Source organism: Mesorhizobium sp. M4B.F.Ca.ET.143.01.1.1 (genome assembly GCF_004792275.1).
Lineage (GTDB): Bacteria > Pseudomonadota > Alphaproteobacteria > Rhizobiales > Rhizobiaceae > Mesorhizobium > Mesorhizobium abyssinicae.
Window position 1 is genome coordinate 88,219 of record NZ_SRSR01000020.1, and the last position, 24,022, is coordinate 112,240.

At 57.9% G+C, this 24,022-nt stretch carries 17 protein-coding genes and 2 pseudogenes; 11 read left to right on the plus strand and 8 right to left on the minus strand.

The window, feature by feature from the left end; all coding sequences use genetic code 11:
• Positions 1 to 47: 47 nt before the first annotated feature.
• From EN786_RS31655 to EN786_RS31675, 5 genes are all read left to right on the plus strand, one after another.
• Positions 48 to 1,031 (plus strand): thiamine pyrophosphate-dependent dehydrogenase E1 component subunit alpha, encoded by a 984-nt coding sequence (locus EN786_RS31655; RefSeq protein ID WP_126080640.1) that lies wholly within the window; start codon positions 48 to 50, stop codon positions 1,029 to 1,031.
• A 19-nt stretch (positions 1,032 to 1,050) separates the two neighbouring features.
• Entirely contained in the window at positions 1,051 to 2,058 is a 1,008-nt protein-coding gene (locus EN786_RS31660) for a pyruvate dehydrogenase complex E1 component subunit beta (protein ID WP_126080641.1), read from the plus strand.
• 141 nt (positions 2,059 to 2,199) lie between these two features.
• Positions 2,200 to 2,961, plus strand: a complete 762-nt coding sequence (locus EN786_RS31665; protein ID WP_245466459.1) for an SDR family oxidoreductase — start codon at positions 2,200 to 2,202, stop codon at positions 2,959 to 2,961.
• A gap of 591 nt (positions 2,962 to 3,552) precedes the next feature.
• Positions 3,553 to 4,761: an acetyl-CoA carboxylase biotin carboxylase subunit family protein gene (locus EN786_RS31670; RefSeq protein WP_126080642.1), complete on the plus strand. Its 1,209-nt coding sequence runs from the start codon at positions 3,553 to 3,555 to the stop codon at positions 4,759 to 4,761.
• 1,604 nt (positions 4,762 to 6,365) lie between these two features.
• Complete coding sequence (locus EN786_RS31675) at positions 6,366 to 7,073, plus strand: SDR family oxidoreductase (protein WP_245468328.1); 708 nt, start codon at positions 6,366 to 6,368, stop codon at positions 7,071 to 7,073.
• Between the two features lie 387 nt (positions 7,074 to 7,460).
• Here the strand turns inward: EN786_RS31675 and EN786_RS31680 are convergent, their stop codons facing one another.
• Positions 7,461 to 9,263, minus strand: a complete 1,803-nt coding sequence (locus EN786_RS31680) for an ABC transporter ATP-binding protein (RefSeq protein ID WP_126080644.1) — start codon at positions 9,261 to 9,263, stop codon at positions 7,461 to 7,463.
• A 676-nt stretch (positions 9,264 to 9,939) separates the two neighbouring features.
• Between EN786_RS31680 and EN786_RS31685 the strand changes: the two genes are divergently transcribed.
• The 5 genes from EN786_RS31685 (at position 9,940) to EN786_RS31705 (ending at position 17,289) form a co-directional block, all read left to right on the plus strand.
• Positions 9,940 to 10,683 (plus strand): LuxR family transcriptional regulator, encoded by a 744-nt coding sequence (locus tag EN786_RS31685; RefSeq protein ID WP_126080645.1) that lies wholly within the window; start codon positions 9,940 to 9,942, stop codon positions 10,681 to 10,683.
• A gap of 969 nt (positions 10,684 to 11,652) precedes the next feature.
• Positions 11,653 to 12,534 carry an SPASM domain-containing protein gene (locus tag EN786_RS31690; RefSeq protein ID WP_245466457.1) on the plus strand — a complete coding sequence of 294 codons (882 nt, stop codon included), beginning with the start codon at positions 11,653 to 11,655 and terminating at the stop codon, positions 12,532 to 12,534.
• An 870-nt stretch (positions 12,535 to 13,404) separates the two neighbouring features.
• On the plus strand, positions 13,405 to 14,661 hold the full coding sequence (gene ectB / locus EN786_RS31695; protein ID WP_126080646.1) for a diaminobutyrate--2-oxoglutarate transaminase: 1,257 nt from the start codon (positions 13,405 to 13,407) through the stop codon (positions 14,659 to 14,661).
• Positions 14,654 to 15,493: a hypothetical protein gene (locus EN786_RS31700; RefSeq protein WP_126080647.1), complete on the plus strand. Its 840-nt coding sequence runs from the start codon at positions 14,654 to 14,656 to the stop codon at positions 15,491 to 15,493. Before ectB ends, EN786_RS31700 begins: the two co-directional genes overlap by 8 nt.
• Before the next feature lie 524 nt (positions 15,494 to 16,017).
• Positions 16,018 to 17,289, plus strand: a complete 1,272-nt coding sequence (locus tag EN786_RS31705; protein ID WP_126080648.1) for an aminotransferase class I/II-fold pyridoxal phosphate-dependent enzyme — start codon at positions 16,018 to 16,020, stop codon at positions 17,287 to 17,289.
• 36 nt (positions 17,290 to 17,325) lie between these two features.
• Here EN786_RS31705 and EN786_RS31710 read toward each other — a convergent pair.
• From EN786_RS31710 to EN786_RS39550, 5 genes and pseudogenes are all read right to left on the minus strand, one after another.
• A pseudogene (locus EN786_RS31710) lies at positions 17,326 to 18,497 on the minus strand (IS5 family transposase).
• 595 nt (positions 18,498 to 19,092) lie between these two features.
• Complete coding sequence (locus EN786_RS38915; RefSeq protein ID WP_348627501.1) at positions 19,093 to 19,407, minus strand: tyrosine-type recombinase/integrase; 315 nt, start codon at positions 19,405 to 19,407, stop codon at positions 19,093 to 19,095.
• Positions 19,408 to 19,454: 47 nt separating this feature from the next.
• Positions 19,455 to 19,637 (minus strand): annotated as a pseudogene (locus EN786_RS39545) (transposase); the annotation flags it as partial.
• A gap of 344 nt (positions 19,638 to 19,981) precedes the next feature.
• Positions 19,982 to 20,767 (minus strand): 3-oxoacyl-ACP reductase FabG, encoded by a 786-nt coding sequence (gene fabG / locus EN786_RS31725; protein ID WP_126080649.1) that lies wholly within the window; start codon positions 20,765 to 20,767, stop codon positions 19,982 to 19,984.
• On the minus strand, positions 20,767 to 21,162 hold the full coding sequence (locus EN786_RS39550) for a thiamine pyrophosphate-dependent enzyme (RefSeq protein WP_348627502.1): 396 nt from the start codon (positions 21,160 to 21,162) through the stop codon (positions 20,767 to 20,769). The genes fabG and EN786_RS39550 overlap by 1 nt, the downstream gene beginning before the upstream one ends.
• Between EN786_RS39550 and EN786_RS39555 the strand changes: the two genes are divergently transcribed.
• Entirely contained in the window at positions 21,083 to 21,433 is a 351-nt protein-coding gene (locus EN786_RS39555; RefSeq protein WP_348526696.1) for a hypothetical protein, read from the plus strand. The two genes, EN786_RS39550 and EN786_RS39555, sit on opposite strands and share 80 nt — an antisense overlap.
• Before the next feature lie 117 nt (positions 21,434 to 21,550).
• Here the strand turns inward: EN786_RS39555 and EN786_RS31735 are convergent, their stop codons facing one another.
• Positions 21,551 to 22,909: an aspartate aminotransferase family protein gene (locus tag EN786_RS31735; RefSeq protein ID WP_245466456.1), complete on the minus strand. Its 1,359-nt coding sequence runs from the start codon at positions 22,907 to 22,909 to the stop codon at positions 21,551 to 21,553.
• A 228-nt stretch (positions 22,910 to 23,137) separates the two neighbouring features.
• Positions 23,138 to 24,022: ATP-grasp domain-containing protein (locus EN786_RS31740; RefSeq protein ID WP_127302631.1), on the minus strand; the 885-nt coding region annotated here is incomplete at its 5' end.

The window sequence follows — 24,022 nt, forward strand, 5'->3', positions numbered from 1 at the left end:
TGTTGGAATGCAGGCGATCGCCCCTTGCTGACGGGCAGGGTTGGGTCATGCAGTTGAAGGGCGATCGTAGGCTAGAGGCTTTTCGACGGATGCTTCGCATCCGCCGATTCGAAGAAGAAGGTAGGCGCCTGTTCAACGGTGGTCAGATCCCTGGTTGGTTTCACACGACCGTGGGTCAGGAAGGCGCTATCGTCGGAGCAAGCCTCGCCCTCCGGGACGATGACGCCATGACCGGAACACACCGTTCGCATGGCCATCCGATTGCGAAGGGCGCGCATTTGCAGGCGCTTATGGCAGAACTGATGGGTAAGGAGGGCGGCGTTTGTAAGGGGCGTGGCGGTTCGATGCATTTTGCGGACAGTTCAGTGGGGATTATCAGTGAATCGGGAATCGTCGGAGGGGGCATTCCTCTTGCCACAGGATGCGCATTTAGCGCCAAGGTGCGCGGCGTCGATCAGGTTACCCTTTGCTTTTTCGGCGACGGAGCAGTGAACCAGGGCACTTTTCACGAGAGCCTCAACATGGCCTCGTTGTGGAGGCTTCCCGTCATTTATCTTTGCGAGAACAATGGCTATGCAATGACCACCTCCGTAGCAACAAGCCACGGACAGCCGGACATTGCCCTACGAGCGGCAGGTTACGGAATTCCAGGAGAAATAGTAGACGGACAGGACGTCAGTGCCGTCTATCAATCTGCGGCATATGCGGTCACGCGAGCACGCGCGGGGCAGGGACCCACTCTCATAGTGGCCAACACTTATCGGTTCGATGAACACAATATAGGCTTGGCCGTTTCTGGGGAGCCTTATCGACAGGTCGCAGAAGTCGAGGCACACAAACGCGACCGGGACCCAATTTTGCTATATCGCACTGTGCTGCTCGAAGAGGGTGTAAATGAAGAGACTCTAGCAACCATCGAGCATGAAGTGGCCCAAGCCGTCACACAGGCCGTACAGTTTGCTTTGGCTAGCCCCATGCCCCGGCCCGAAACGTTGCCCGACTATATGTTCGTGTCGACCATTGCCCGCTAAGGGTGGGCTGGAGGGATTAATGGATGTGAAAGACGATACCCACAGAGACGCAGCCACGCCCGGTCCCCATATTCAGATGACCTATTTTGAGGCAATCGTGCAGGCCCAGCTAGAGGAAATGCATCGGGATGAGCGCGTTGTATTGTTGGGAGAGGACGTCTCAGTTCATGGCGGCGGCAAGCTTATCGAATGCTTCGGCAAGAACCGGGTTTGGAACATGCCAATTTCAGAAGGCAGTTTTACGGGACTTGGCATCGGGGCTGCCATCAATGGTTTGCGACCGATTGTAGACATTTCAACTGCCAGTTTCATCTATCTCGCTTGTGACCAGATTGTAAACCAGGCCTCAAAATTGCGGTATATGACTGGGGGCCAGATAGACATCCCAATCGTCTTTCGCTGCTGTATGTTCTCGACGGGCTCCGAAGCGGCACAGCATGCCGACCGGCCTTACCCGCTTTTTATGAACGTGCCGGGCCTTAAGATTATCAGCCCGACCAGCGCTGCCGATATCAAAGGCCTCATGAAATCCGCCATTCGCGACGGCGATCCTGTGCTCGTCTTCGAGGACACCCGCCTCTGGCCTCTCAAAGGCGACGTCCCCACGGATCCGGACCATTTAATCCCAATTGGCAAAGCGGACGTGAAGCGCGAGGGGGAGCACGTTACCGTCGTTGCCATCGCCGGTGCTATCAGGCCGACCATGGAAGCTGCCAACTACCTCATCGAGGAAGGCATTTCGGTCGAAGTGATCGATCCACGTACATTGAAGCCGCTCGATTATGAGGCAATCAAGATGTCAATCGAGAAGACCGGACGGCTGATTATTGTCGAGAACGGACACCGTATCTGCAACGTCGGAAGTGAAATCGCAGCGGTGATGGCGGAAGAGTCCTTCGATCTTTTGAAGCGACCTATCTTGCGGCTGAGTGCTCCAGATATTCATGTCCCATTCAGTCCGGCTCTTGAGAAGGACTTTTTTCCAACACGGGACAGCATTGTTGGCGCCATACGACAGTTACTCTGAGTTCCCAAAAAACGCATGAATGGAAGTAACACAGCAACTGCCGTTATCGTCGCAGTAGGAGGTGATAAGACGCGCTTAGAAAAAGAAGGCAGGCCATCAGACGATAGGCGGGAAACATTCCAGAAGGGATAGGGCTTATACATGAGTAAATCATTCATCGATGGCAGATTCGGTCTGAGTGGGAAGACCGCTTTGGTGACCGGCGGAGCACGCGGCATCGGATTGCAAGTCGCGCTTACATTACAAGAAGCTGGCGCCGATATAATTCTCACTGGAAGGGATCGGGTTCGCGTGGCCGCGGCGGCAGATCAGTTTCCAGTCAAGCCTAAAGTCTATCAGCTCGATGTTAGGGACTCGCAGGCGGTACGCGATCTCGCCGATGGCATCGCCGTTTGCCCTGACATCCTTATTAACAATGCCGGGGTGTCCCGCGCGGCGCCGACGAAATATACCACCGACGAGGATTGGCGAGCTGTCCTTTCAGTCAACTTGGACGGCCTGTTCTACTGCAGTCGCACCTTCGGCTCTCTCATGGCGGAGCGCGGTTCCGGCGTGATTGTAAATATCAGTTCGATATGTGGAGATGTTGTCACCCGACAGGAATCCGTAGTCACGGCTTACAATGCGAGCAAGGCGGGGGTAACTATGGTAACCAAAACCCTTGCTTGCGAATGGGCAAGATCTGGGGTTCGGGTGAACGCAGTGGCGCCTGGATTCGTACAGTCAGAGATGACCGACCAGTATCCTGTAGAAGTGGTCAGGGCATGGTCTGATCGGACGCCAATGGGCCGCTTCGGCCAACCTCATGAGATTGCATCTGCCGTCCAATTTCTTGCTAGCGACGCGTCAACCTATATCACGGGAACGGTATTGTTGGTGGATGGTGGCTACACTTGCTGGTGAGATTTTCTATTGGTTAATTCTGGTGGGCCATCCTGCTGCCTGGGGTGACAAAGCAAGATGATCTACCCATCGAAGTTTCTGTGCGTCGCACTACTTGATCCATAGTTTCGTAGTCAAAAGCACGGTGAACGTCAACCGAATCGATGAAGCTATCCAGCAGTTTGGCGGTGCGTTCTTGAGGCCGCTGTAGGTTAGGTGTAAGGCCGTTCACCAAGCTCGTTTGAATGACAGTTCGCGCGACGAGCAGAAGCTCGTGCATCGTACCTTCTCCCAGACGCTCCCCAGCCAGCTGAGTGATGTAGACACCGGTCATCACCCGTTGCCATGGGATCTCTGGTCCTTCACCAGGATCGGTGCGGCGGTAACGGATCCCATCATCGCGCCTCTCATTCCCCAGCCGACTTGCGCGAGAAGAATAGGCCTATATTGCGGCAACCAAGACACTCTTTTTGGTGGTCATGACGTCACATCCTGCAACAGATAAATACAACTACTTCACAAGAATTTACCAATCGCAAACCACGAGCAGTGGTATGTTGGACGAACTCACGCGCGGAAAAAAACCAGACAAGCTATTCGGAGTCGACAAACATGAAAAGAAGAGCGCTTATCCTGATCGAGGGTACAAGGAACAATGGTCCTCTATATGTCCAAGCGGCCCGAAGTCTTGGCCTGCACTCGATTACCCTGGCGGCTGATCCACTTAGGCACTACTATCATGCCGCAGAAGACAGTGAGGTAATCTGTGTGGACACATCCAATCTCGATGCGCTGATTTGCGAGTGTGTTCGGCTGCATGCGACCTATGATATTGCTGGGATTACGAGCTCGGAGGAAGCTGCATATGCGACAGTCGGCATGCTCTGTCGACATTTCAATCTGCCAGGTCCGAACGCCGAATCGGTTGAACGATGCTGCGATAAATTCACTCAACGTCAGCTGCTTGGGCAAGCCGACATTCCAATTCCTGCCTACGCGTTGGCAACGAATGCGAGCGAGGTTGTAAGCTCTGCCGCTAAAATCGGCTTTCCTGTAATTGTAAAACCAGCCACGGACACCGGCGGCAGCGAGGGGGTCCGATTGTGCGGCAGTAGCGAGGAGCTAATCCAGCATACTGCTTATCTATCAAGCAGGTGGAGTACATGGCAGTCCCCAGCAAGAATATTAGTGGAACAATTTGTGAAAGGCTTTCATTATTGGGTGGAGATGATGGGAGATGACGTCATTGGAATCGCCTCTCTCGAATTCGGTCCCTCGCCGCATTTCGTATATAATAGATGCGCCTATCCGGCCTTGCTTACCAATGAAGAGGATGAGCGCATCGCCGATGTTTCACTGAGGTGTTTACAGGCTCTCGACCTTCACTGGGGTCCGACCAACGTTGAACTCAGGTGGACGGCACATGGGCCGGTCGTCATTGAAGTAAATCCGCGTATGTCGGGCTCGCCCGGTGTTGAGCTAGTTGAGCTAGCTTGCGGTATCAATCTTATCCGAGAGCACATTAAACTCGTGATCGGCGATGAGGGCGATTTGCGCGGAACCCGTTCAGAAACTGCTGCTGCGCAATTCCTAGTTCCTGAACGGGACGGCGTTCTCGATTGGATCGATGGCGTCAGCCGGGCGGCTGCTGTACCTGGCGTCGCCAAAGTGAAGCTTTACCTTGAACCAAACACCACGATCAAAAGGAGAGGCGATCACCGAGACTTAATCGGATATGTGACCGCCAGCTCGCCTGACATCGCTCGGACGGAGGCGATACTTCAGCGGGCCGTCGGCTTAATTGAGTGGTCGGTTACATAGGTTCGATTTCCCTTGCTACCTGGCGGAGCGGCGCTTGTGTCCACCGTGTGGTGTTGCCGGGTTCAAGCGCCAGCCGCTGAAGATGATGAAGCCGACGTGCATCATTGTTGAAGCTGCTGAAGCGCTAGCGCAGCGAAGAAGAACCGCCAGGGAGCCATACGATCAGCGGATGGCGCACAGGATCGCTGGTCCTCGACGCACCCGTTTCCGGTTAACCTCCGAGCCAGCGACTGTCGGCCCTCCAACAGGGAAACCGGCAGTCCCGCGCGCGTCCGCAACAGCGGACGGTTGTCGTGCGTAGGACGGAGGAAATTCGCCCCTGCCTCGGGCGGTGAACGGGACAGCCGTAGGAGCGTCAGCAAAGCGCAGGCCGCAGGACGGGACGCGGGACGACTTTCCCCGTCCGCGGCGATCCGCATGTGTTTGCGTCAGGAGAAAGGCTGACCGGACGAAAGGCGCACTGCCGCTTCTCGAAAGTCCGGTCGCTGATCAGCGACGTGCGGTAGGATCGGCCATAGCAGGGCCGAGTTCCCCCTGGAAGAAAAAACAGGTGTTGCACCCGTCGGGTCCCCCTCAATTGCTGGGCAGCCCGTTAACTTCCAGCCTGGCATACTCGCTCTCCAGGTCGTCTTGCGCGGGTTCGGCAATTCCTCGAGCGTCAGCTCCACGGCCAAGATCGCCCGCTCAACGATCTCACCCGCGTCGAGCTCGGCCAGGCCCGAATCAATACCGGCCCAGCTGGTTGGCTGCCAGTCGCAGGAGACTGAGATTCTGCATGGCAGAGTTTACTCGGCAAGCGCCAGCCAGCGCTCTCGGTGGGCCGCATTCATACCCCAACAGAGCGCGTTCAAAGCTGAGGTTGCCGCCAAGGCGCTGTCAAGCAGAGGCTTATCGCGAAATAGAGACGTACGGGCTGCGATCGTTCGAAGGTCGTCGAACGATCGACCTGATTGCAGACCGCGCATACGCCTACGAGGCCCGGGGGTACGTCCTGGGATGTTTTAGAACAGCCATGCCCGCATTACTCCAGGAGCTTGGCGCAAGGCAACGGAGGCCTACGAGTTCTGCTGCACCCGGACAAGGAGCCCGTGTGCCGGTACTCACCAAACCGCCAGCTGGTTCCGAAATAAGGCGATGTCGCAGGTCCGAACAGCTTGCGCACGACTGCGCGAGGCATAAACTGGTTTTAACCCTAGCGAAACCTTTTGTGCATTCTCAGGGCAGTTGCTGGTGCTTACGATTAGAATGACACAAGCAAGGCTCGGCTTGCCGGATCCTGAGTATGTAATACTCCGCTTCCGCCGCTGCAGAAGCCAGTCGTCGGGGGGAACTTCGGCGGGGGGAAGGAAGCCGCGGGTCTCGATCAGCGGGATGGCATCTGGGTTTGAGGTAGCAGAACCGGGGAAGCGTCTTCACCGCTTCCCCGTCGATCCTGCGGATAGGGGCAGAGCTTGGCAAGCTAGTCCGCTCGGCAGATCGCAGAGGCGGTGGCATCGCCCAGACCATCGTGCCTCACGCGATGTCCCGCTGCCTATGCATGTCGCTCGTCGAAGTGAAGGGTGGAAAGGCAGTTGGATAAAAGGTTTGCAGGTAAGGTGGCTCTCGTGACGGGCGGGCGTAGCGGCATCGGTCTTGCGACTGCGCGACGTCTAAGGGACGAGGGCGCTCGCGTGTTCACCGCTCAACGTGGTGAGGACCGGGAATTCGAGGCCATTTCGGTCGACTTCACAGCTCCGACCAAGGCGGCTCATGCTATCAAAGCGGTTGTCGAACGGGCGGGACGGCTCGATGTCCTGGTAAACAACGCCGGGGTCATGCAGGAGGCGCTCGTCGAAGATATGAGCCTAGCAGATTGGGAGAGGACGATCGCCATAAATCTGACCACCCCATTCGTGCTGATAAAGGCGGCGATGCCTCACCTGCGGTCCACTGGCGGCGCGATCGTGAATGTCGGATCGATCGAGGGGCTGGGATCCAACCCGAAACACGCGGCCTATTGCGCCTCCAAGGCTGGTCTCCACGGTCTCACCCGCGCGGTTGCGATCGACCACGGCGCCGAAGGTGTGCGCTGCAACGCTGTCGCGCCTGGCTGGATCGACACCGACCTGAACTTGGATTTCATCGAGAGCATGCCGGACCCCAAGCGCTTTCGCCAGCAGATCGGTAATATCCATCCAATTGGGCGAACGGGGAAGCCGGAGGAGGTCGCGAACCTCGTAGTCTGGCTGGCTTCGCCAGAATCCTCGTTTATCACCGGTCAGGTGTGGACGATCGATGGAGGCCGAATGGCGAAGCTCAGTCTGCCACAGTAGAACCTGCGCAGGTTTGCCAAGCCGGACTTCATTGGACACCGCTCTCTTAAAAGGTGTTTGACAGCTTAGGTTGCAACCTGAGCGAAACGTTTGCGTTGTGCCCGGTATGAAAGAGGTCTAGGATTTCGGAGGATCTCTTGCAGTATAGTTCTAGAATTTTCTAAGCGAAAATTAACGAGCTTAAGTTCTGCGCAATGCAAGCGAAACAGGAGTATGATGGACGGTACCTTATGTTTTTTTGGATGGGAGTCGGTTTCAGCGGACACCTCCATGTGCTTCCCAATATACGTCGACCGGGCTAGATTTGGGATGTCGTGAGACGGCGATACATTTTGTACCGGGAATGGGCGCTCTCGCGGTCGGGCACTCGATCCTGATACTTGGCGCTCAGGCCAGGCCCATCGCTAGTTCCAACGCCTGCCGTTCGAAGAGGCGGCGGTAAATGCCACCATCGAGATCGATCAGCGCGGCATGATCGCCGTCCTCCATGATGCGGCCACGGTCGAAGACGAGCAGCCGATCGAGCGAGCGGACCGTCGACAGCCGGTGTGCGATGACGAGTGTGGTTCGACCCACCATCAACCGATCCACCGCTTGTTGAATGAGCACCTCGGATTCCGAATCGAGGCTCGATGTGGCCTCGTCAAGAATAAGGATCGGCGCGTTCGCCAGGAAGGCGCGCGCGATCGCCACGCGCTGGCGCTCGCCGCCGGAGAGCTTCAAACCTCTTTCGCCGACCAATGTCCCATAGCCCTTCGGCAGGGGCGCGATGAAGTCATGCGCACTGGCCAGCCGTGCCGCTTGCTCGATTTCGGCCTGGCTCGCGCCAGGCCGGCCATAGGCGATGTTCTCGGCAAGCGACCTGTGAAACAGGATAGGCTCCTGCTGCACGATCGCGATCTGCGAACGGAGCGACTCTTGGGTCACCTCGGAGACGTCCTGGCCGTCTATCAGGATCCGGCCGCCGCTCAGGTCGTAGAGTCTCTGGATGAGCTTCACGAATGTTGACTTGCCGGAACCGGAAGGTCCAACCAACCCAACCCTTTCGCCAGCCTCAATCGACAGCGAACATTGGCTATAGATCGGCAGGGGATGGTTGGCGTAACGGAAGTGGACGTTCTCGAAATCGATGCGGCCCGTCGTGATCCGGATCGGCTTGGCCTCTGGACGATCCGCAACATCCAGCTGCTGATTGTGGATGGCCACCAGTTCTTCCATATCATTAACCGAGCGTTGCACGGTGCGGACATGCATGCCGGCATCACGCAGATAGCCCTTCAGGACGATGAAGGACGTGAGAACATAGGCTATCTCGCCCGGCGTTGCCTGTCCATGCGACCACAGAAGCAGGGCATATCCGACCACCGCCACCCTGAGCGCAACCAAAGTGACGCCTTGGGTTGAGTCGACGATCGTTCCGCGCACCCAACTCCGGCGCGCGCGGTGCCGCCATTTGGTCATGATATTTTCAAGCCGCTGGTCTTCGCGAACCTCGGCGCCGAAGCCTTTGACCACAGCGTTGCAACTGACCGCGTCCGCAAGCGCGCCGCCGAGCTTTGTGTCCCATTGGTTGGCAAGGCTCGCCGCCGGCGCGACATAGCTGAGCGACAGCGAAATCGAAAACGCTAGATAGATCAGAGAGCCGCAAGCAAAGATCACGCCCATGACCGGCCAGTGCCAGCCGAGCAGCGCCGTCGAACCTACCAAGATGATAAAGGACGGGAACAGCGCGACCAATATTGTGCTGTTTAGAGGGTCGAGCGCCCACATGCCGCGCGTTATCTTGCGCACTGTCGAGCCGGCGAAGCTGTTCGCATGCCAGTCTGTCGAAAAGCGCTGGACATGATAGAACGCTTCGTTCGCGACATCGGACATCATCTTCAGCAAAAGATCGTTCAGGCCAATGACGGCGATGTGGCGCATGGCGATGGCAACGAGCGCAAGCGCAATCGGTACAGAGAAGGCTGCAAGGGCCGAATGCCAGGCTGGTGCTGCCACAGCAGCGCCGCCTGCAACAGCATCGATGAGACGACCTGAATAGACCGGCATCAGCACGTCAGCCAGCGTGGAGGCAAGCATCGCAGCCGTGATGATCGCGAGCCGCACCGGCTGCCGGCTCCAGTGGCGGACAGTGAAGGCGAGTACGTGGCGACCAGTGGCGCCGCGTCCATGGACGGGGAAACGTTTCATAGTTTCCAAGCGGGCGCATCAACACGCTCGGTCCCAAAGACGTTAAAAGACAAAACTAGAATTTTCGACCTCCCCCATAACAGCATCAATTTTGGCGGGCAGCTCCTGCCGCCTCACGACGGTGATGTTCAAAAGTCGTGCCAACTGAGCGGGAACATCCGAAGGACAAATTCAGCAGGTTACCGAGCCTGGAGAAAGTCAGCCGCGATCCAGTCGAATACTTTTGCTACGGCTGCCCAGCTCGGGAGATTGGAAAAGAAGGTCGACGTATCGATTGAATTGTGAACTTGTTCTTTCTCCATCCGATAAGCGGAGTGAGTGCATCACGTTGCCTCGATCAAATAAGTACAGTTGCCATGCAGCTTTCTCAGGCCCGGGACTTAGGTGCTGATTTCAAAAGCGCGCCGCGAATACGTTCCTGCCCATATTCCGTCAATCGAATGCTCGACTGTCGGATTGTGCGCTCCCCGACACAGTGCTGTTCGGTTCGCCTCCTGGGTACCTCCCCCAGTCGATTGACGACCTGAAGAAGAAGCTTCGCTCGCAAGCTGGCACGACTCTTGAGGGTACTCCAGGTGGCGAAAGGAACTCCGGCTCGAGTCCCGTTGACTTCGGATGTTGCGAGGCTGGGCTGGAGCAAACTTTGCACCGATGAGAACGCAATGAAGGAGGCATCATGGAACTCCCGCAGGTGGAGTTAGACCTATTCCTCGAGATGACTGATGATATCGCTCAATCCGAACAGTTGTTCGAACGGATGTCTGCGTTTGCGCTGAAGTTCGATTGCCCGTGGATTGCCTATGGCCCGCTCGCATCAAAACAGGGGGTTTTCAAGCCGAACCGAGAGGGTTCTGTGGTGATGTGGAATTATCCTGCTGAATGGCAGGAGCGCTACTCGAGAATGGGCTATGCCAAAATAGACCCACTCATCAAGAAAGGTCGAAAGGAGGCGGGGCCCTTTCGATGGAGCGAGGTGTATACCGATGAAAGCATAACTGAAGATGGACGCCGCGTCTTGGACGAAGCAGCAACATTCGGCTTGAGGTCAGGCGTTACCGTCCCATTACATGGCCCTGGTGACAGCTTTAGGTTTGTGAGTTTTGCTCAATCCTCGGACTGCGAATTGCAGAATAGAACGATCACCTACCTGCAAATGGCCGCGCTGCGGTTTCATCGGATGGTTACGAAGTTCGACACTACGACTGCGTCGGAACGAGTACATAACCTGTCTCCGAGAGAAATACATTGCATTGATTGGGTGTCGAAAGGAAAATCGTCATGGGAAATAGGAACTATTTTAGGCAGATCACGAAATACGATAGATTTCCATTTAAAAAATGTAATGCGGAAGTTGGATGCGACCAGCAGAACGGTAGCTGTTGTAAAAGCTTTGAAACTTGGGATTATCGAACCGCCGTAGGTGCGCAGCTAGTTCTCCGCCCGTAGTAGCGCGCGTGATAGCCGAGAGCTCCGGCGTGCGCTCGCTCTTCGAAGCCCCAGCGCCTCGTCCATCTCGGCCTCGAGCACCTCCTGCATCACCCACCTCGTTCGATCTATCCGGGTTTCAAAGCAGAATGTCTTTGACGGCAGCGCTGGCGGTCTTACTTTCCGTCTTGATCATGGCGGCGTTCCTTCCAGGGAATCGGTGACGTTGAGCACCACCCTGTCATGACCGCCCGCTCTCAGCGAATTTGCAGAACTCAGCACGCCATTCTGTCTTAAGCGACTGACGCATGAGTGATGTGTGTCCAAAATCTGACAGCCGTCAGAAAACATGTCGGGTTCAAAACAGCGGAGCGTCTTGGGCCTGTCGGGCTTTTCGAAGCCTATCACGCAGTAACTGCGCGCCAAGGGCACTGGCACGGCCTTTGCTGGTCGAGGTGCGGCAATATAGTGTGAGGGTTAAGCCGCATGAGAACACGGAACTCGCTCGACGTAAGGGATGATCGACCTCATCCAGAAAGCTTCTCTCCGGCGGGTTCGAGGGTGCTGCGCGCGCATCTCGGCGACGGGCCAGCGATCGACGATTGAGGCTACATCTCCGGAGCGAGTGATGCCTCGAAAATTGCAATGCTGTCTCTGGTCCGACGCGCTGGAAGTTTGTGAAGAGTCGGCCCGGCAAATCGGCGAACCGGTCGGCTTAGGCTGCGAAAAAGGGTAGATGGCCGCGTTGCCGCGGTGGATCAACAGGCGGTGTCAGAAAGCCAAAGGCACACGTACACTATCGTGGCGCTTCGCAGGAGGTAGATGGGAGTAATCACCAGTGATTTTACCGGAACTTCGCTCAGCAAACACAGCCGGCAGGGTTTTGGAGATAACGACGACCACGGGATGTGTCGTAGGATGTTCATATTGTCCCCAGGACAAGTTCGCGGTCCGGCAAAGAAAAGTGTCTCATGCGAGTCATCTGGGTCTTGAAGATTTCAAGCGGTGTCTGGCCCGCGTACCGACTTCCGTCGACATTGGTTTTGCGGGATACTCCGAACCTTGGCTCAATCCGGACTGCACCGAAATGGTGGAGCACGCCTTCGCCAAAGGCCATGGCATCAGGATTTTTACGACGCTGGTGGGAATGAACGGGCAGGACCTGCAGCGATTGCAAGCCTTGCGCTTGGGCGTATTCGTGGTCCATGTTTTCGATGACGGCACCTACATGAACAGCCGCCTGGTCGGAGACAAGTATCGCGATCTGGTTCGTCAACTCGTCGACGCGGACATCCCCTTGATCCGATTCGTGGCCTTGGGCGAGCCCCACCCAGATATAGCCGACATTATTCCTACCGAAGCACTGATAAAAGCGCGGCCGGTGAGCAGTAGGGGTGGAAGCGTCGACCCTAAGATCGTTGCACCACGTCAGCCAGTGCTCGGAGCCCTAACCTGCGTGGACGAACGACAGTATCGGAATGTTCTTCTTCCAAACGGCGACGTCACCCTGTGCTCCATGGATTTTGAACGGAGTCACGTATTGGGCAACCTTCTATATGAGGGTTACTCCGATCTGTTTGAAAAGCCAGTTTTTCGCGAAATCGTCGACCGCATGAATGGAGCGGATGGTTTTCTGCTTTGCAGAATGTGTGAATTCGCCGATCCAAACGACCGGACCTGGGCGGATGCCGGCCGAGAGGGCGTGCCTGGCAATGCGGATGGCCCCACGACAAATGCACCTGCTCGCGACGCCATCGTGTTTTCGCGTGAGGCGCGGCAGTGGGCCTCGACCACATCGAAAGGGGTCTTCGGCTTCCAACCGAGCTTGTCGGCCTGCCTGCCTTGAGGTAACGCCGATCACAGGTCAACCTCGGTCGGACGGAAACAGCGTTCGTCGATCCCGATCAGCGCTTGATTACTTACTCACGGCCCACCTCGTCAACGCCTTCAGCCTCCCAGACGATCTCCTGTTCGACTCGCCTGAAGGCAGCAGCCCCAGCTGCGGCCGGGGATGGTTGCCGTCGCGGTAGTTGACGCTCTCGAAACCGATGCGGCCCTTCGCCAGCGCGTCTCCCGGTTGCTTCCGCCTGGCCTACGAACGGGCTTTCCGTCAAGGGGGTCCACGGCGGCCCCGCCCTTTTGATCCGGCGGCTCGGGCCAGTTATCGCGCAAGAGATCGGAATCCGCATTCTTCTCAAAGAGAGCGTGGCTTTCGCTGTGTCATCGGTCATCAAATAGTTTCTTGAATCAGGTTGGTGTCCGCAGCCCGAGGTTGAACGGCGAATATTGATGACCGCCGCGAAGCCGCTCGCTCGCTACGGCGCCATCGAGGAGCGCGCTCGCGAGCGGCTTCGCTACCGCCGAGCGACACAACCTCTGGCGACGCGACCCTGCTGATCTCCTTGGACCCATTCATTTGTGCGGAGGCGCTATGGGCAGCGATGGGTGGGTACGTCAACTACCTGATGCCATAGTATCGGTGCTTTCGCGGAAGGTTTAGAAGCCATCTTGTTGCAGCACATTCCCCGAAGACATCCGAATGGAGGGCAACGCAACCAACAATATTCAATGAGGATCCCGGCACCACCAGACCAAACCCAGACCAAACAAAGCTGCCTCCGGCATTCTGCTTCAATGTTAAACGACGAACATATGCCGCAAACCACTAGCCATTAAACAGCTCTCTTCTTTGACGACTATGTGCAGAGGACTTAATATGGACACCGACGCTTTCACGGCTCATGAATCTAGCGTTCGTCGTTATTGCCGGGCGTTCCCCACCGTCTTTACGAAGGCCCTTGGGGCGACGATCTGGGACGAGACGGGTAAGCCCTTTATCGATTTCCTGGTGGGTTCCGGCGCACTCAACTACGGGCACAACAATCCGGATATTATGGCGCCGGCGATTGAATATCTCGTCGGTGAGAACATTCTTCTGTCGCTTGATATGCATACGGCGGCAAAGCGTGACTTCATTGAAGGGTTCGTCGATTGGATCCTGAAACCCAGAGGCCTTTCATACAAGATTCAGTTTCCTGGGCCGACCGGCACGAACGCCAACGAAGCGGCTCTGGCGCTGGCGCGAAAATACACCGGCCGCTCGAGCGTCATGGCCTTTACGAATGCGTTCCACGGCATGTCGCTCGGCTCTCTAGCGGTGTCGGGCTCGGCCTCAACCAGGGAACTGGGAGGCGTCGCTCGCCACGATGTGATCCGTGTTCCCTATGACGGCTATCCGAGCCAAGCTTTCGATTCCGCCAGTTACATCGACAGCGTTTTGAGCGACCCGGGGAGCGGCATAGAAAAGCCTGCCGCAATCATTCTGGAGACCATCCAGGCAGAGGGCGGCATGAACGCCGCATCCGCAGCGTGGCTCACGGAAATTCAGCGCATTTGCCGCACGCATGGCATTGTTTTTATCGTCGACGACATCCAGGCAGGTGCGGGCCGAACTGGCGACTTCTTCTCATTCGAGTCTGCAAAAATCGAACCGGATATTGTTTGTCTTTCTAAGTCCCTTAGCGGTTCAGGTAGTCCGTTGTCCATCGTTCTGATTCGACCCGACTTGGATATATGGAAGCCCGGAGAACATAGCGGGACCTTCAGAGGAAACAATTTCGCCTTCGTGACGGCAGGAGCCATGTGCAAGATGTGGTCGGATAGGAAATTTACTGCAGGTGTCGAGCGGACAGCCGTCAGGCTGCAAACGCACCTCGATCGCCTGGTTGCGAAATTTCCAAGATACATCGAACAGAAGCGCGGCCGCGGTCTGATGGCCGGCCTGAAATGCCGTTCACCGGCAGTTGTCGGCCGCGTGCACGATGTCGCATTCGAAAATGGCCTTCTTATCGAATCCTCGGGGCCAAATCGCGACGTTATCAAAGTCCTCCCGCCGATAACCATCACCGATGCCGAACTCGATCGTGGCATCACCATCCTTGAACACGCACTACAGGAGCAAGACAATGCCTAGTCAGATATCTCAAGTGCCAGCCATCTCGCCGGTTTCGATCAAAGAACGGACCGGGTCGATCAACACGGCGGAGATCATCTCGGTCCTGAAAGGTGAGCTCACCGCTCTGCACATCAAGCAAGCTTTCAGCACCGAAGTAGCAGAGGAGATCACTACGAACTTTATTGGAAGCTCCGGTCTCAGAGAGCGTAAAGATGGTGTGCCCGGACAATATGTCGGTGCATCTCACTACAGAAAGGATGCAGCCACCTATTTCGCAGACGCCGAAAACGCGCGGCCGTACGTCGATGCCCTTTTTAAGAATTTGGTTGACCCGGTTCGAGCAGTATTCGGGGCGTTGAAGCGAGAGCTTCACAACCAGGGAATCGAATTGCGGCTAGCGCGTTCCGAACACGGCCAGGCCAATGTTTGTCGCGGCCTCAGTTGGTCGGGCACAGGCACGTTTTCCTTGGATCCCCACGACGACGTCGCTCAAGTCTTACGTGCTGGCGATGATTACGAGCTTTCTGCGGTGGCGCACAATACGGTCGCAGCGCTCAACCTCTATCCCAGCATGCCTGAGGAAGGCGGCAATCTGAAGCTCTGGAGCCACAAGCCGACGGTTGCGGACCGGATATCGCAAGGTGTGGAGACCACTGGATACCCCTATTCGGCAGCCTATCTGGAGGCCGTCCCTTGCCGCGAGTTCGAGCTCAAAACTGGGGATATCGCCCTAATCGATGGCGGCTTCGTTCACGGGGTTACCGGTCAATCAGGCAACGGAAAGCGTCGCGTGCTGCTGAATTGCTTTTTCGGATTTGCGCGGCCAGATCTTGTTCTCTGGTGGACCTGAGTGGATGTCCCCGACCGCGGGTCATATCGGCCTGAGTGGGAGCGCCGCGGCGAACAGAAGCCACAAAAGCTCCTGAACCGTCTAGCAGGAGCGGGAAGTAGTCGGCGGTGGCCAGGGAGGCGCCGCCGACGTCGTCCTGATTGTGGGCGATACAGGTGCCGCCCCTCCGGTGTTCAGCTTTGATTGTGCCGATGACGGGCTCGACCGCGTGGCGGTTCCCTTGTCTCGCGATTCATTTCCGGTGTCATGTTCCACCTAGTGCTGAAAACTCCAACCTGGGCTTTGCGGCACGTTGTGCCAGGATGCGCCGGCTACTCAGGGCAGAAGAACTCTTCACCCCAGAACTGGGTATTCGGGTCTCTCCACCCAGGGCGCGCCAGCTCCTCATCCGACAGACTGAAGGTGTCTTCGGGATCATATCAGACGGCCATCAGCCGCATCGGAATTCGGCGGTTCGCAATTTGGATCACGTGAGACTGGGGAGCCAATTTACCGCAAATATGCACTTTTGAAAGGACGTCCAAATGTCTCCGGTGGAATTCACAGCGGGCGCTGCAAACGCCAGTCATTTCCGCAACACCGCTTCGGTCATTGATCGGACGCGAATGCATTTCGAACGGGCTCACCAACGTGGTCTCATGGGTGTTTACGGGCGGTCTTTAGAGGGGAGGGCGGTCATGATCACGGAGGGCGAGCGTCGAGGCGATACCATGGCCGACTACGTACGTTGTTGCTACCTCGGCTTGGACAATCATCCAGCTATCGTTGCAGGCGCGGTTGCCGCGATAAAGGAATACGGATCACTCCACTGGTCTTGTGCACGCACGCGCCTGAATTTCGGACTCGTTGGTGAACTTGAGGGATTGCTTTCCCAACTCTTTGGGGCGCGGATTATTACTTACTCGACGGTTATGATTGCCAACATGGGCGCACTGCCAATCATCGCCTCCGGACATTTAACGGGAGGTCAAAGACCTGTCATGGTGTTCGACCGTCTGGCACATGCCTCGCTTGCCTTTCATAAGCCAGTTGTGGCCGAGGAGACCCAAGTCGAGACAATTCCTCACAATGACCTCGATGCTTTGGAGCAGCTTTGCCGCAAGCATCCAATCGTCGCTTACGTCTGCGATGGCGTCTATTCGATGGGCGGCTTCGCGCCGATCGAAGGGCTTCTTGAGTTGCAGGAAAAGTATGGCCTTTTTCTTTACATCGACGACGCACACGGAATTTCACTATTTGGCGAAAGTGGCGAAGGTTTTGCGCGCTCGCAATTACCCAACGAGCTAGGTGAGCGCACGATCGTCGCGGCGTCCCTCGCCAAGGGCTTCGGCGCGTCGGGCGGCATGCTCATGCTGGGAACGGCATATCAAGAAGAGCTATTTCGTTGCTACTCCATTCCGCATGCCTTCTCGGCTTCGCCCAACGTTGCAGCTGTCGGTGCCGCTATGGCCTCGGCGAAAATCCACCGCACGAGCGAGCTCAGGGTTCGCCGAGATCAATTGATCGACCGCATCGCCCTGTTCGACGATCTCATCAACACAGATCAGCGAGGCGCTCCTCTGCCAATTCGCATGATTAATGTGGGCGATGAATTTGCGGCTATTGATTTCGCAGCACGCCTATTCGATGATGGCTTTTACACTTCCGTCACGTTCTTTCCGACGGTCGCTCGGGGCCATGCGGGCATACGCATCTGTCTTACAGCGAGTCACGATCTGTCAGACTTGGCGCGGCTCTGTAATAAGATTCAGATCCACGGACAATCCGTGTTTACCGCAACAGAGGAGCCTCACTGAACACCAAGAATTGTCAGTCGTCCGTGAACAACGAGATTAGTCAGGCTTCGAGTCCTCTCGGCTGACTGGGCTGCGATGAGAAGCCACAAAACCTGTGAACCAGTTGAGCAGGAGGGAGAAGTTGTAGCCGGCGGCGGCGTTGAGGGCGTCGCCCTGCTGGCCGGCGAGGAGTTGCGGCTCATCCGGTGCTCAGCCTTGATGTGGCCGATGCTCTATGGGCTTGCGAGCGTGTGGCCGCCATAGGGATTGCCGGGCAGCGCTTTTTGCATGCAGGGCGAACTGGCCGCCCGGACGCTTCAGCGTGGTGGCCACCGACACCTTCCCCCCGAACTCGTAGGGCATATGCGCCTTCCCTTGCCAATGCATTCCACCTCGTGCGCGTGCAGGCAGTAGATCTTGCGGACGCGCTGGCGCTGACGTTGCTGGAGAACGGTGGCGGCCTGGTAGAGCGGCCATTTGAAGAGCGCGTCCAGCCCCGCATTGCCGGCGATCTGGCGACCAATGTCGCGAATGGTCCGGCCGACATAGTCTTGAGCCTGCGCAGCGCCTTGTTGGCCCGCTTGAACTGCTTGGCGTGGGCATAGCGCTGGTGGCTGATCAGCGCCAGCTTGCCGACCCGCACATAGCTCTGGCGCAAATGGAGGCCCGTCCTCTTGGCCAGCCGCACCAGCCGCTCGCGCGCCCGGTGGATGAGCTTGGCGTCGGTCGGGAACATGACGTTCTTCGGCTGCACGGTGGTGTCGGTCCTCGGACTGATCCGGGGATCACCTGGCGCGTGTCGGCCGGCTTCATCGCCCCGGTCTTGACCGCAAGGCTGAGTCTCGCCTGCAACAGCGCCACGATCCGCTCCTCGCCCATGCGGCTGCGCCAACGCGTCATCAACGAGCGGTCGAACGGCAGCGTATGGCAAAAGAACGTCTCCCGGTGAGATACTGGAAATAGGGGTTCTCCACCCAGCGCTCGCACAGCACCTCGTCGGACAGGTTGAAGGTGTGCTTGAGGATCGCCAGCCCCGCCATCAGCCGGGTCGGCAGCGGCGGCATGCGGGGGCCGTCCGAATAGACCGCGCCAAAACGCTCCTCCAGCATCGGGCAGTCGATCGCATCCGCCAGCCGCACCAGCTCGTGCTTCATGCTGATGATCTGGTCGAGCCTGGAGCGGAACAGGTCCTGCTCTCCCGTCTCGCGCTTCTCGCGTGGCCCCGACATTCGCCGTCCCTCGATTCGCCCGCCGCCGGCCGAGCGAATCACGTTTCGGTTACAGCGTCTATGAAGCGCCCCGCCCACTTGTCTGATTCTAGGAAGGCAGACTATGTACAAAGGGCCGATTCAATTTGAATTCTAGAACAATCGTCATGCCAGTCCATATGTAGCAAACCATTTAGTATGCGAAGGATGCGACACTTCCCGCTCTCGGGACTGGTCAACATGAGCTGAAAAAGGAAGGCTGCGACTTCGCAAAGCCCGGCGTGAGACTGGGCTGCTTGCGGAGCCGTCATGCCTTTGATCATCTTGTCGCAAAAAGAGCTGCCGCTCACGACCGCATCGCTCTCGGCGAATCAAAGAGCACGGAAAACGTGTATCGGATCGGGCACACTCACCATCGTAAGCTGCCATGACAGGTCGAATGTTCGCAAGTGCGACCTCGGCAAGCTGCGAGGTGGCGACCTTTACGTACAATGGCGTTGTGTTGATGCTTCGGTGCCCTAGAAGATCGACGACCTCGTTGACCGGCCTTCACTGCTTGACGAGCTGGGTAGCAAGACTGTGGCGCAGGAGATGCGCACCTGCGACTCGCCCGAGTTCAACCCCGCCATGTCGCAAACGCGCATTTGAATGCTGCCACGGGCGGCGTGAAGGACAGGAACAGATACGGACTATCCACCTTCGGTCGAGCGCGCAGGACGTAGTCGGCGAGCGCGGCGCCGGTCTCCTCGAGCGGCGGCGCCACCCGATCCCGCTTGCCCTTGGTGCGCCGGACCGATACCTCGCCAGCACGCCAGTCGATATCCTGCAGCTGAATGGCGCGTAGCTCACCGTTGCGAATGCCCGTCGTGGCGAGTAGCAGCAGGGCTCGATCGCGGATGTCGACGGGCGTCGTTGCGCCGATCGCATCGATTGTCGCCGAAGGTCATCCCATGAAGACGCGGCGGCAAATGCGCCAAACCGCTTTGATGGGTCCGCGGCTTCGGTGCCGGCGAAGCCCTCCGCCTCTACCTGCTGGCCATCCAGGCCCAGAAGCAACTGGTCCTCGGGCAGGCCCTCCGCCCTTGGCCCGAAGCGATAGCGCTGCAACTCCTTGATGATTTGGCGGAGCCTCTCATTCTCCGCACGCGCGGCCAGAAGCATCGCCTGAAGCCAAAACCTCGAGGCGTTGACGGCTGAGCACGTCCTCGCTGCTGTCGAGCATCCGCTGTCGCTATCGGCCACCACCTCCCGCCAATGAGGCGTCCTTGGAACGACGCGGCCGAGATCCTGTCATGGTGGCCTTCGGATGTGAGAAGTCGCCGCCGTGCGCGTGATGCCAGGGCTCGCTTGGCTTGACCACGGCCCTGTCCGAAGGCAGCCTGTTCCAGGCGTTCGCCATGGCCCCTAGTGCAGCAGGTCCGTAAGTTCGCGCATGCGCAGAATGTGCGGGAGTGGCCGGCGCCGCGTCCTTCGTCACTGAATGGTTTGTGCCGCCGGCCGACAGATTAAGAGGGGGCGAACTCACCGCCGTTGACATCGATGATGGCGCCGTTAATGAAGTCGGAATCCGAGCGAACAAGAAACTTAATGACGCGGCTGATGTCTTCGGGCCTGCCGAGCCGGCCGATCGGGATCCGCGCGAGTGCAGCGCGGTTTCCGGGCCTCTCGGGCGGTCCCGTCATATTGCTTAAGACACGGCCAGGGCAGATCGTGTTCACCGTGATACCAAGCCCGGCGTATTCGCTCATGATCGACCGGGCGAGCCCTGCAAGCGCGCTCTTCGAGGCAACGTAGCTCGCTCCGGCGATCTTCGGCTGCGTACGCGCCGCGAGTGAACTGATCAGGACGATACGGCCTTGCCGGGCTTCCGCCATACCGGGCAACACCTCGCGGCAACAGAGGAAGGCGCCCGTGAGGTTCACCCGGATAACATCATCCCATTTGGCAAGCGGCATATGGCCGAGAGCGACACGCTGATCGTTTGGACCTTTCGGCGAGTAGCCAGCATTGCAGACAAGCGCGGATACCGTTCCCCACCGCTCGCGGACATTGGCGAAGAACCGGCAGACGCCGCGTTCGTCACGGAGGTCGACCGTGTCGGCGTGGATATTCCAAGCTGGAAAACGGGCGCGTAGATCGACAGCGGCAGCCTCCACCCGCTCTCTCGTCTGGCTGAAGAAAGCGACGCGCCAGCCAGCGTCGATTAGATGCGCGACGGTCGCAAACCCGATCCCGGTTGCCCCGCCGGTGACGACCGCAACGCCCATTGATTTGGTGTTTTCTGTCGTCATCAAACGGAACCCACGTCGCGCACGACGTTCTGGTCAACCGCGCCGCCGAAAAGGGAAAGAGCAGGATGGGCGTTGGGGGCGGCGACGACCTTGACTAGCCACGGCCTTTCAGAGGCGAGCGCCTCGAGAGCAGGCCCTATGTCGTCCGGTACCCTGACGACGGTCGCGCCGCAACCGCACGCCCGGGCGATTGCTGCGTGGTCGACTGGAGCGAAATGGCAGGCGCTCGTACAGGGTCCTAACGGCATTGCTTCGGCATGCCTTTGGAAGCCGAGCACGCCATTCTTTAGCACGATTACGACGACGGACACGCAGTTGCGTACCATCGGCGCGGCGGCGCCACAGGTCGATGTGTTGGAGGATTTGACAAAGAGCGTTGATCGTGACCGCAGCATGGACCACGAGGCACAGCGCCTCGTAGGTGCAACCGACCTCGGTTGGATCGACGCCGATATGGATGTTGCACGCGCCAGGCGTGATCTGGCGCCAACTGTCTGTTCCATTCTGGTTGGTGCGCGTTCCGACAGGCTCGCCTTGAAAGCCTCCGGAAGTGATGGCACGAGGATGGCCGCGGGCGGCCCGTTTTGGGTGGTAACCACTGCAATCCTGCTTAAGACGCGTTCAAAGTCGTCTGCCATGGCGCCCCCCATCTTCTCCTGCCGGTAGGCGAGCTGGCGGGATGCCAATCGTACCGCAGGCGAGGAGGACGGCAGACGGCAGGCTCTGGCCAAACAAGGGCTTCAACGCACGCGCGATCGCCTGTGCGACGGTTTCTTCCATGATCTAACCCGTGATAGTGTCGAGGAGCGCCGCGCGCTGAATTAGGAAGCGGTCGAAAGCATTTGCGACGAAGGCGATCTCATCCTCCCCCATCGGTGTTGAGAGGCAAGCGGCGGCCGCTTTGGGCAGAATGATGCCTTCCGTGGCGAAGAAGCGAGTTAATTCCGTCATCACGGCCACCTCCTGTAGGGTAAGGAAACTTTCTCGGAACTCTCGCGGCGGCTTGCGCCGCGGGTGAAGGCGAAAGAGGGAAGTGGCTCCAGTGACGCTGAAAGGGGCGCCGTGCCGCGCGATGATGCGTTCGAGCCCGTTTCGCAGTTTGTCCCCCAGCCGCTCGAGGTAATCGAAGGCAGCGCGGTCGAGGGCTTCCATCGCGGCGAGTCCTGCTGCCATCGAGAGCGGATTGGCTGAAAAGGTGCCGCCCTGCGGCAGAGCAGGACCGCCTGATGCGGCCTCGAAGACTGCCATCACCTCGCTGCGGCCTCCGATCGCGCCGATGGGGAGCCCGCCGCCAATGATCTTGCCGAGCGCGAAGAGATCGGGGGCGAGCCCATAGAGCGCAGAGGCGCCTTCGTAACCCTGTCGGAGGTTGAGAACCTCGTCGCTGATAACAAGGATACCGTGACGACGGGCCGTCTCTTGGATGGCGGATACGAAATCCGGCGTGGGCGAAATGAGCCCACTGCGGCTCGGCATGGGATCAACGAGGACGGCTGCGAGACGCCCTGCATGTTCCGTGATCAGCCGGCGCGCGCCCTCGGCGTTGTTGAAGCGCAAAATCACAACGTCATCGAGCACAGCTGGCGGCATGCCGCGATAAGAAAGAGTGGGCGCGGGATGTTCGGGATCGCCCCACGTTTGAGGCGTTGCAGCCTGGCTGACCTCGACCCAGTCGTAGGCGCCGTGATAGGCTCCCTCGATCTTGGCAATGGCGGGACGTCCCGTGAACGCCCGCGCCGCCTTAATCGCAAACATGACCGCCTCGGTACCGGTATTGACGAAGCGGATGCGGTCAAGATGCGGAATTCGGGCGCAGAGAAGCTCAGCAAGATCGATTTCAATCTCGGTCGGGTTGGCGAAGCAGCATCCGCTTCTGAGCTGCTGCGTCACGGCCTCGATCACGGGCGGGAAGGCGTGGCCATGGATGAGGGTCGTGAAGTTGCCGTTGAGGTCTAGGAGACGACGGCCATCAACGTCGACAAGAAACGCACTCTCTCCGTGATGCATGTAGCGGGGAATGGGATCGCGCTCGATAGTGATCCGCGTGGTGCCGTCCGGGAAAACCCTGCGCGCCCGGCCGAAAGTCTCGGCAGAACGGGGTCCGACGAGCGGAGGGGGGGGCAGGGCTGGTTGCTCTAACACCGCGGCTATCCTCTTGCTGTGGCCTGGGAATTACTCGCGCGACATAGCCGCCGCAAAAAATCAGAAGACAATTGTCCACCGCAGATAAGTTCAATTGCCTAGAGGTTCCCAGAAACAAAATTAGGTATCATTCACTTTGCGACGACCGCACTTGATTTTGCACTACAAGTTTCCTCTTCAATAGCTTCCCCTGGTGCGGCGACTTGAGGGGCTGATGATTGTCTTTGTTCACGGAAATGGAGAGATCGACCAACTGATTAAGTTCACCGCACGCTGAATTATCGCCTCGGTCCGGACACGGTCGGGTGAAGCGGCTATGACATGTCCCATGCGATCTCGATAGTCGCCTTTCCTCACGATAGGGGTATTGGGCTCGACACAAAATTGCACCTCTGCGACACCCGGTACAGCAGCAGCCTGACTGCCGCCATGGATCCAATCGACGATGCCATCACGGTCAGGAATTAGGACCCGGACGGCCACAATGTGTGAATGCCTTCTGCGCAAATCCCATTCGTGGCCGACGGCAAGCTTGATGTGTTCGGTGATAAGATCGACTCCATAAGCCAGCCGAACCAATTGAGAACCCGTCCCGCCCAAAAGTCGCGGATTCACTTCAATGACGACAGGGCCAAGCTTCGTCCACCGGAGTTCAACATTCGTGGGACCCCAGCCAAGGCCGAGAATTCGCAAGCAGCTCAGCGAAACGTCGGCGATTCGCTCGTGCTCGTCATCTGTCAGCGAGGCTGGCTGGGTGCCGCTATGAAAGACGAAATGCGGTGGGGGGCCGTAGTCAGCGGCGGCAATCGCAACGACCTCATTTCCCATTATCTGAGCGATATAATGCGGACCATTCGCGTATTCTTCAACAAGTATCCTCGGCGAAGATCGCCAAATGTGCTTCCCACCCAATAGGTAGGTGGTATGTTCGGCTAACTCATCGACGGTGCTGCATAATCGCACACCGATGCTGCCGCTGCCTATGGCTGGCTTCAGAATCACCGGCAGGCCGATCTCGGCGGCAGAGATTTCAACCTCCGCTGCATTCGCTGCTAAGCGATAAGCAGGTATTGGAATGCCGGCCTCCGCGAGGAGCTGACGTTGAGTAAATTT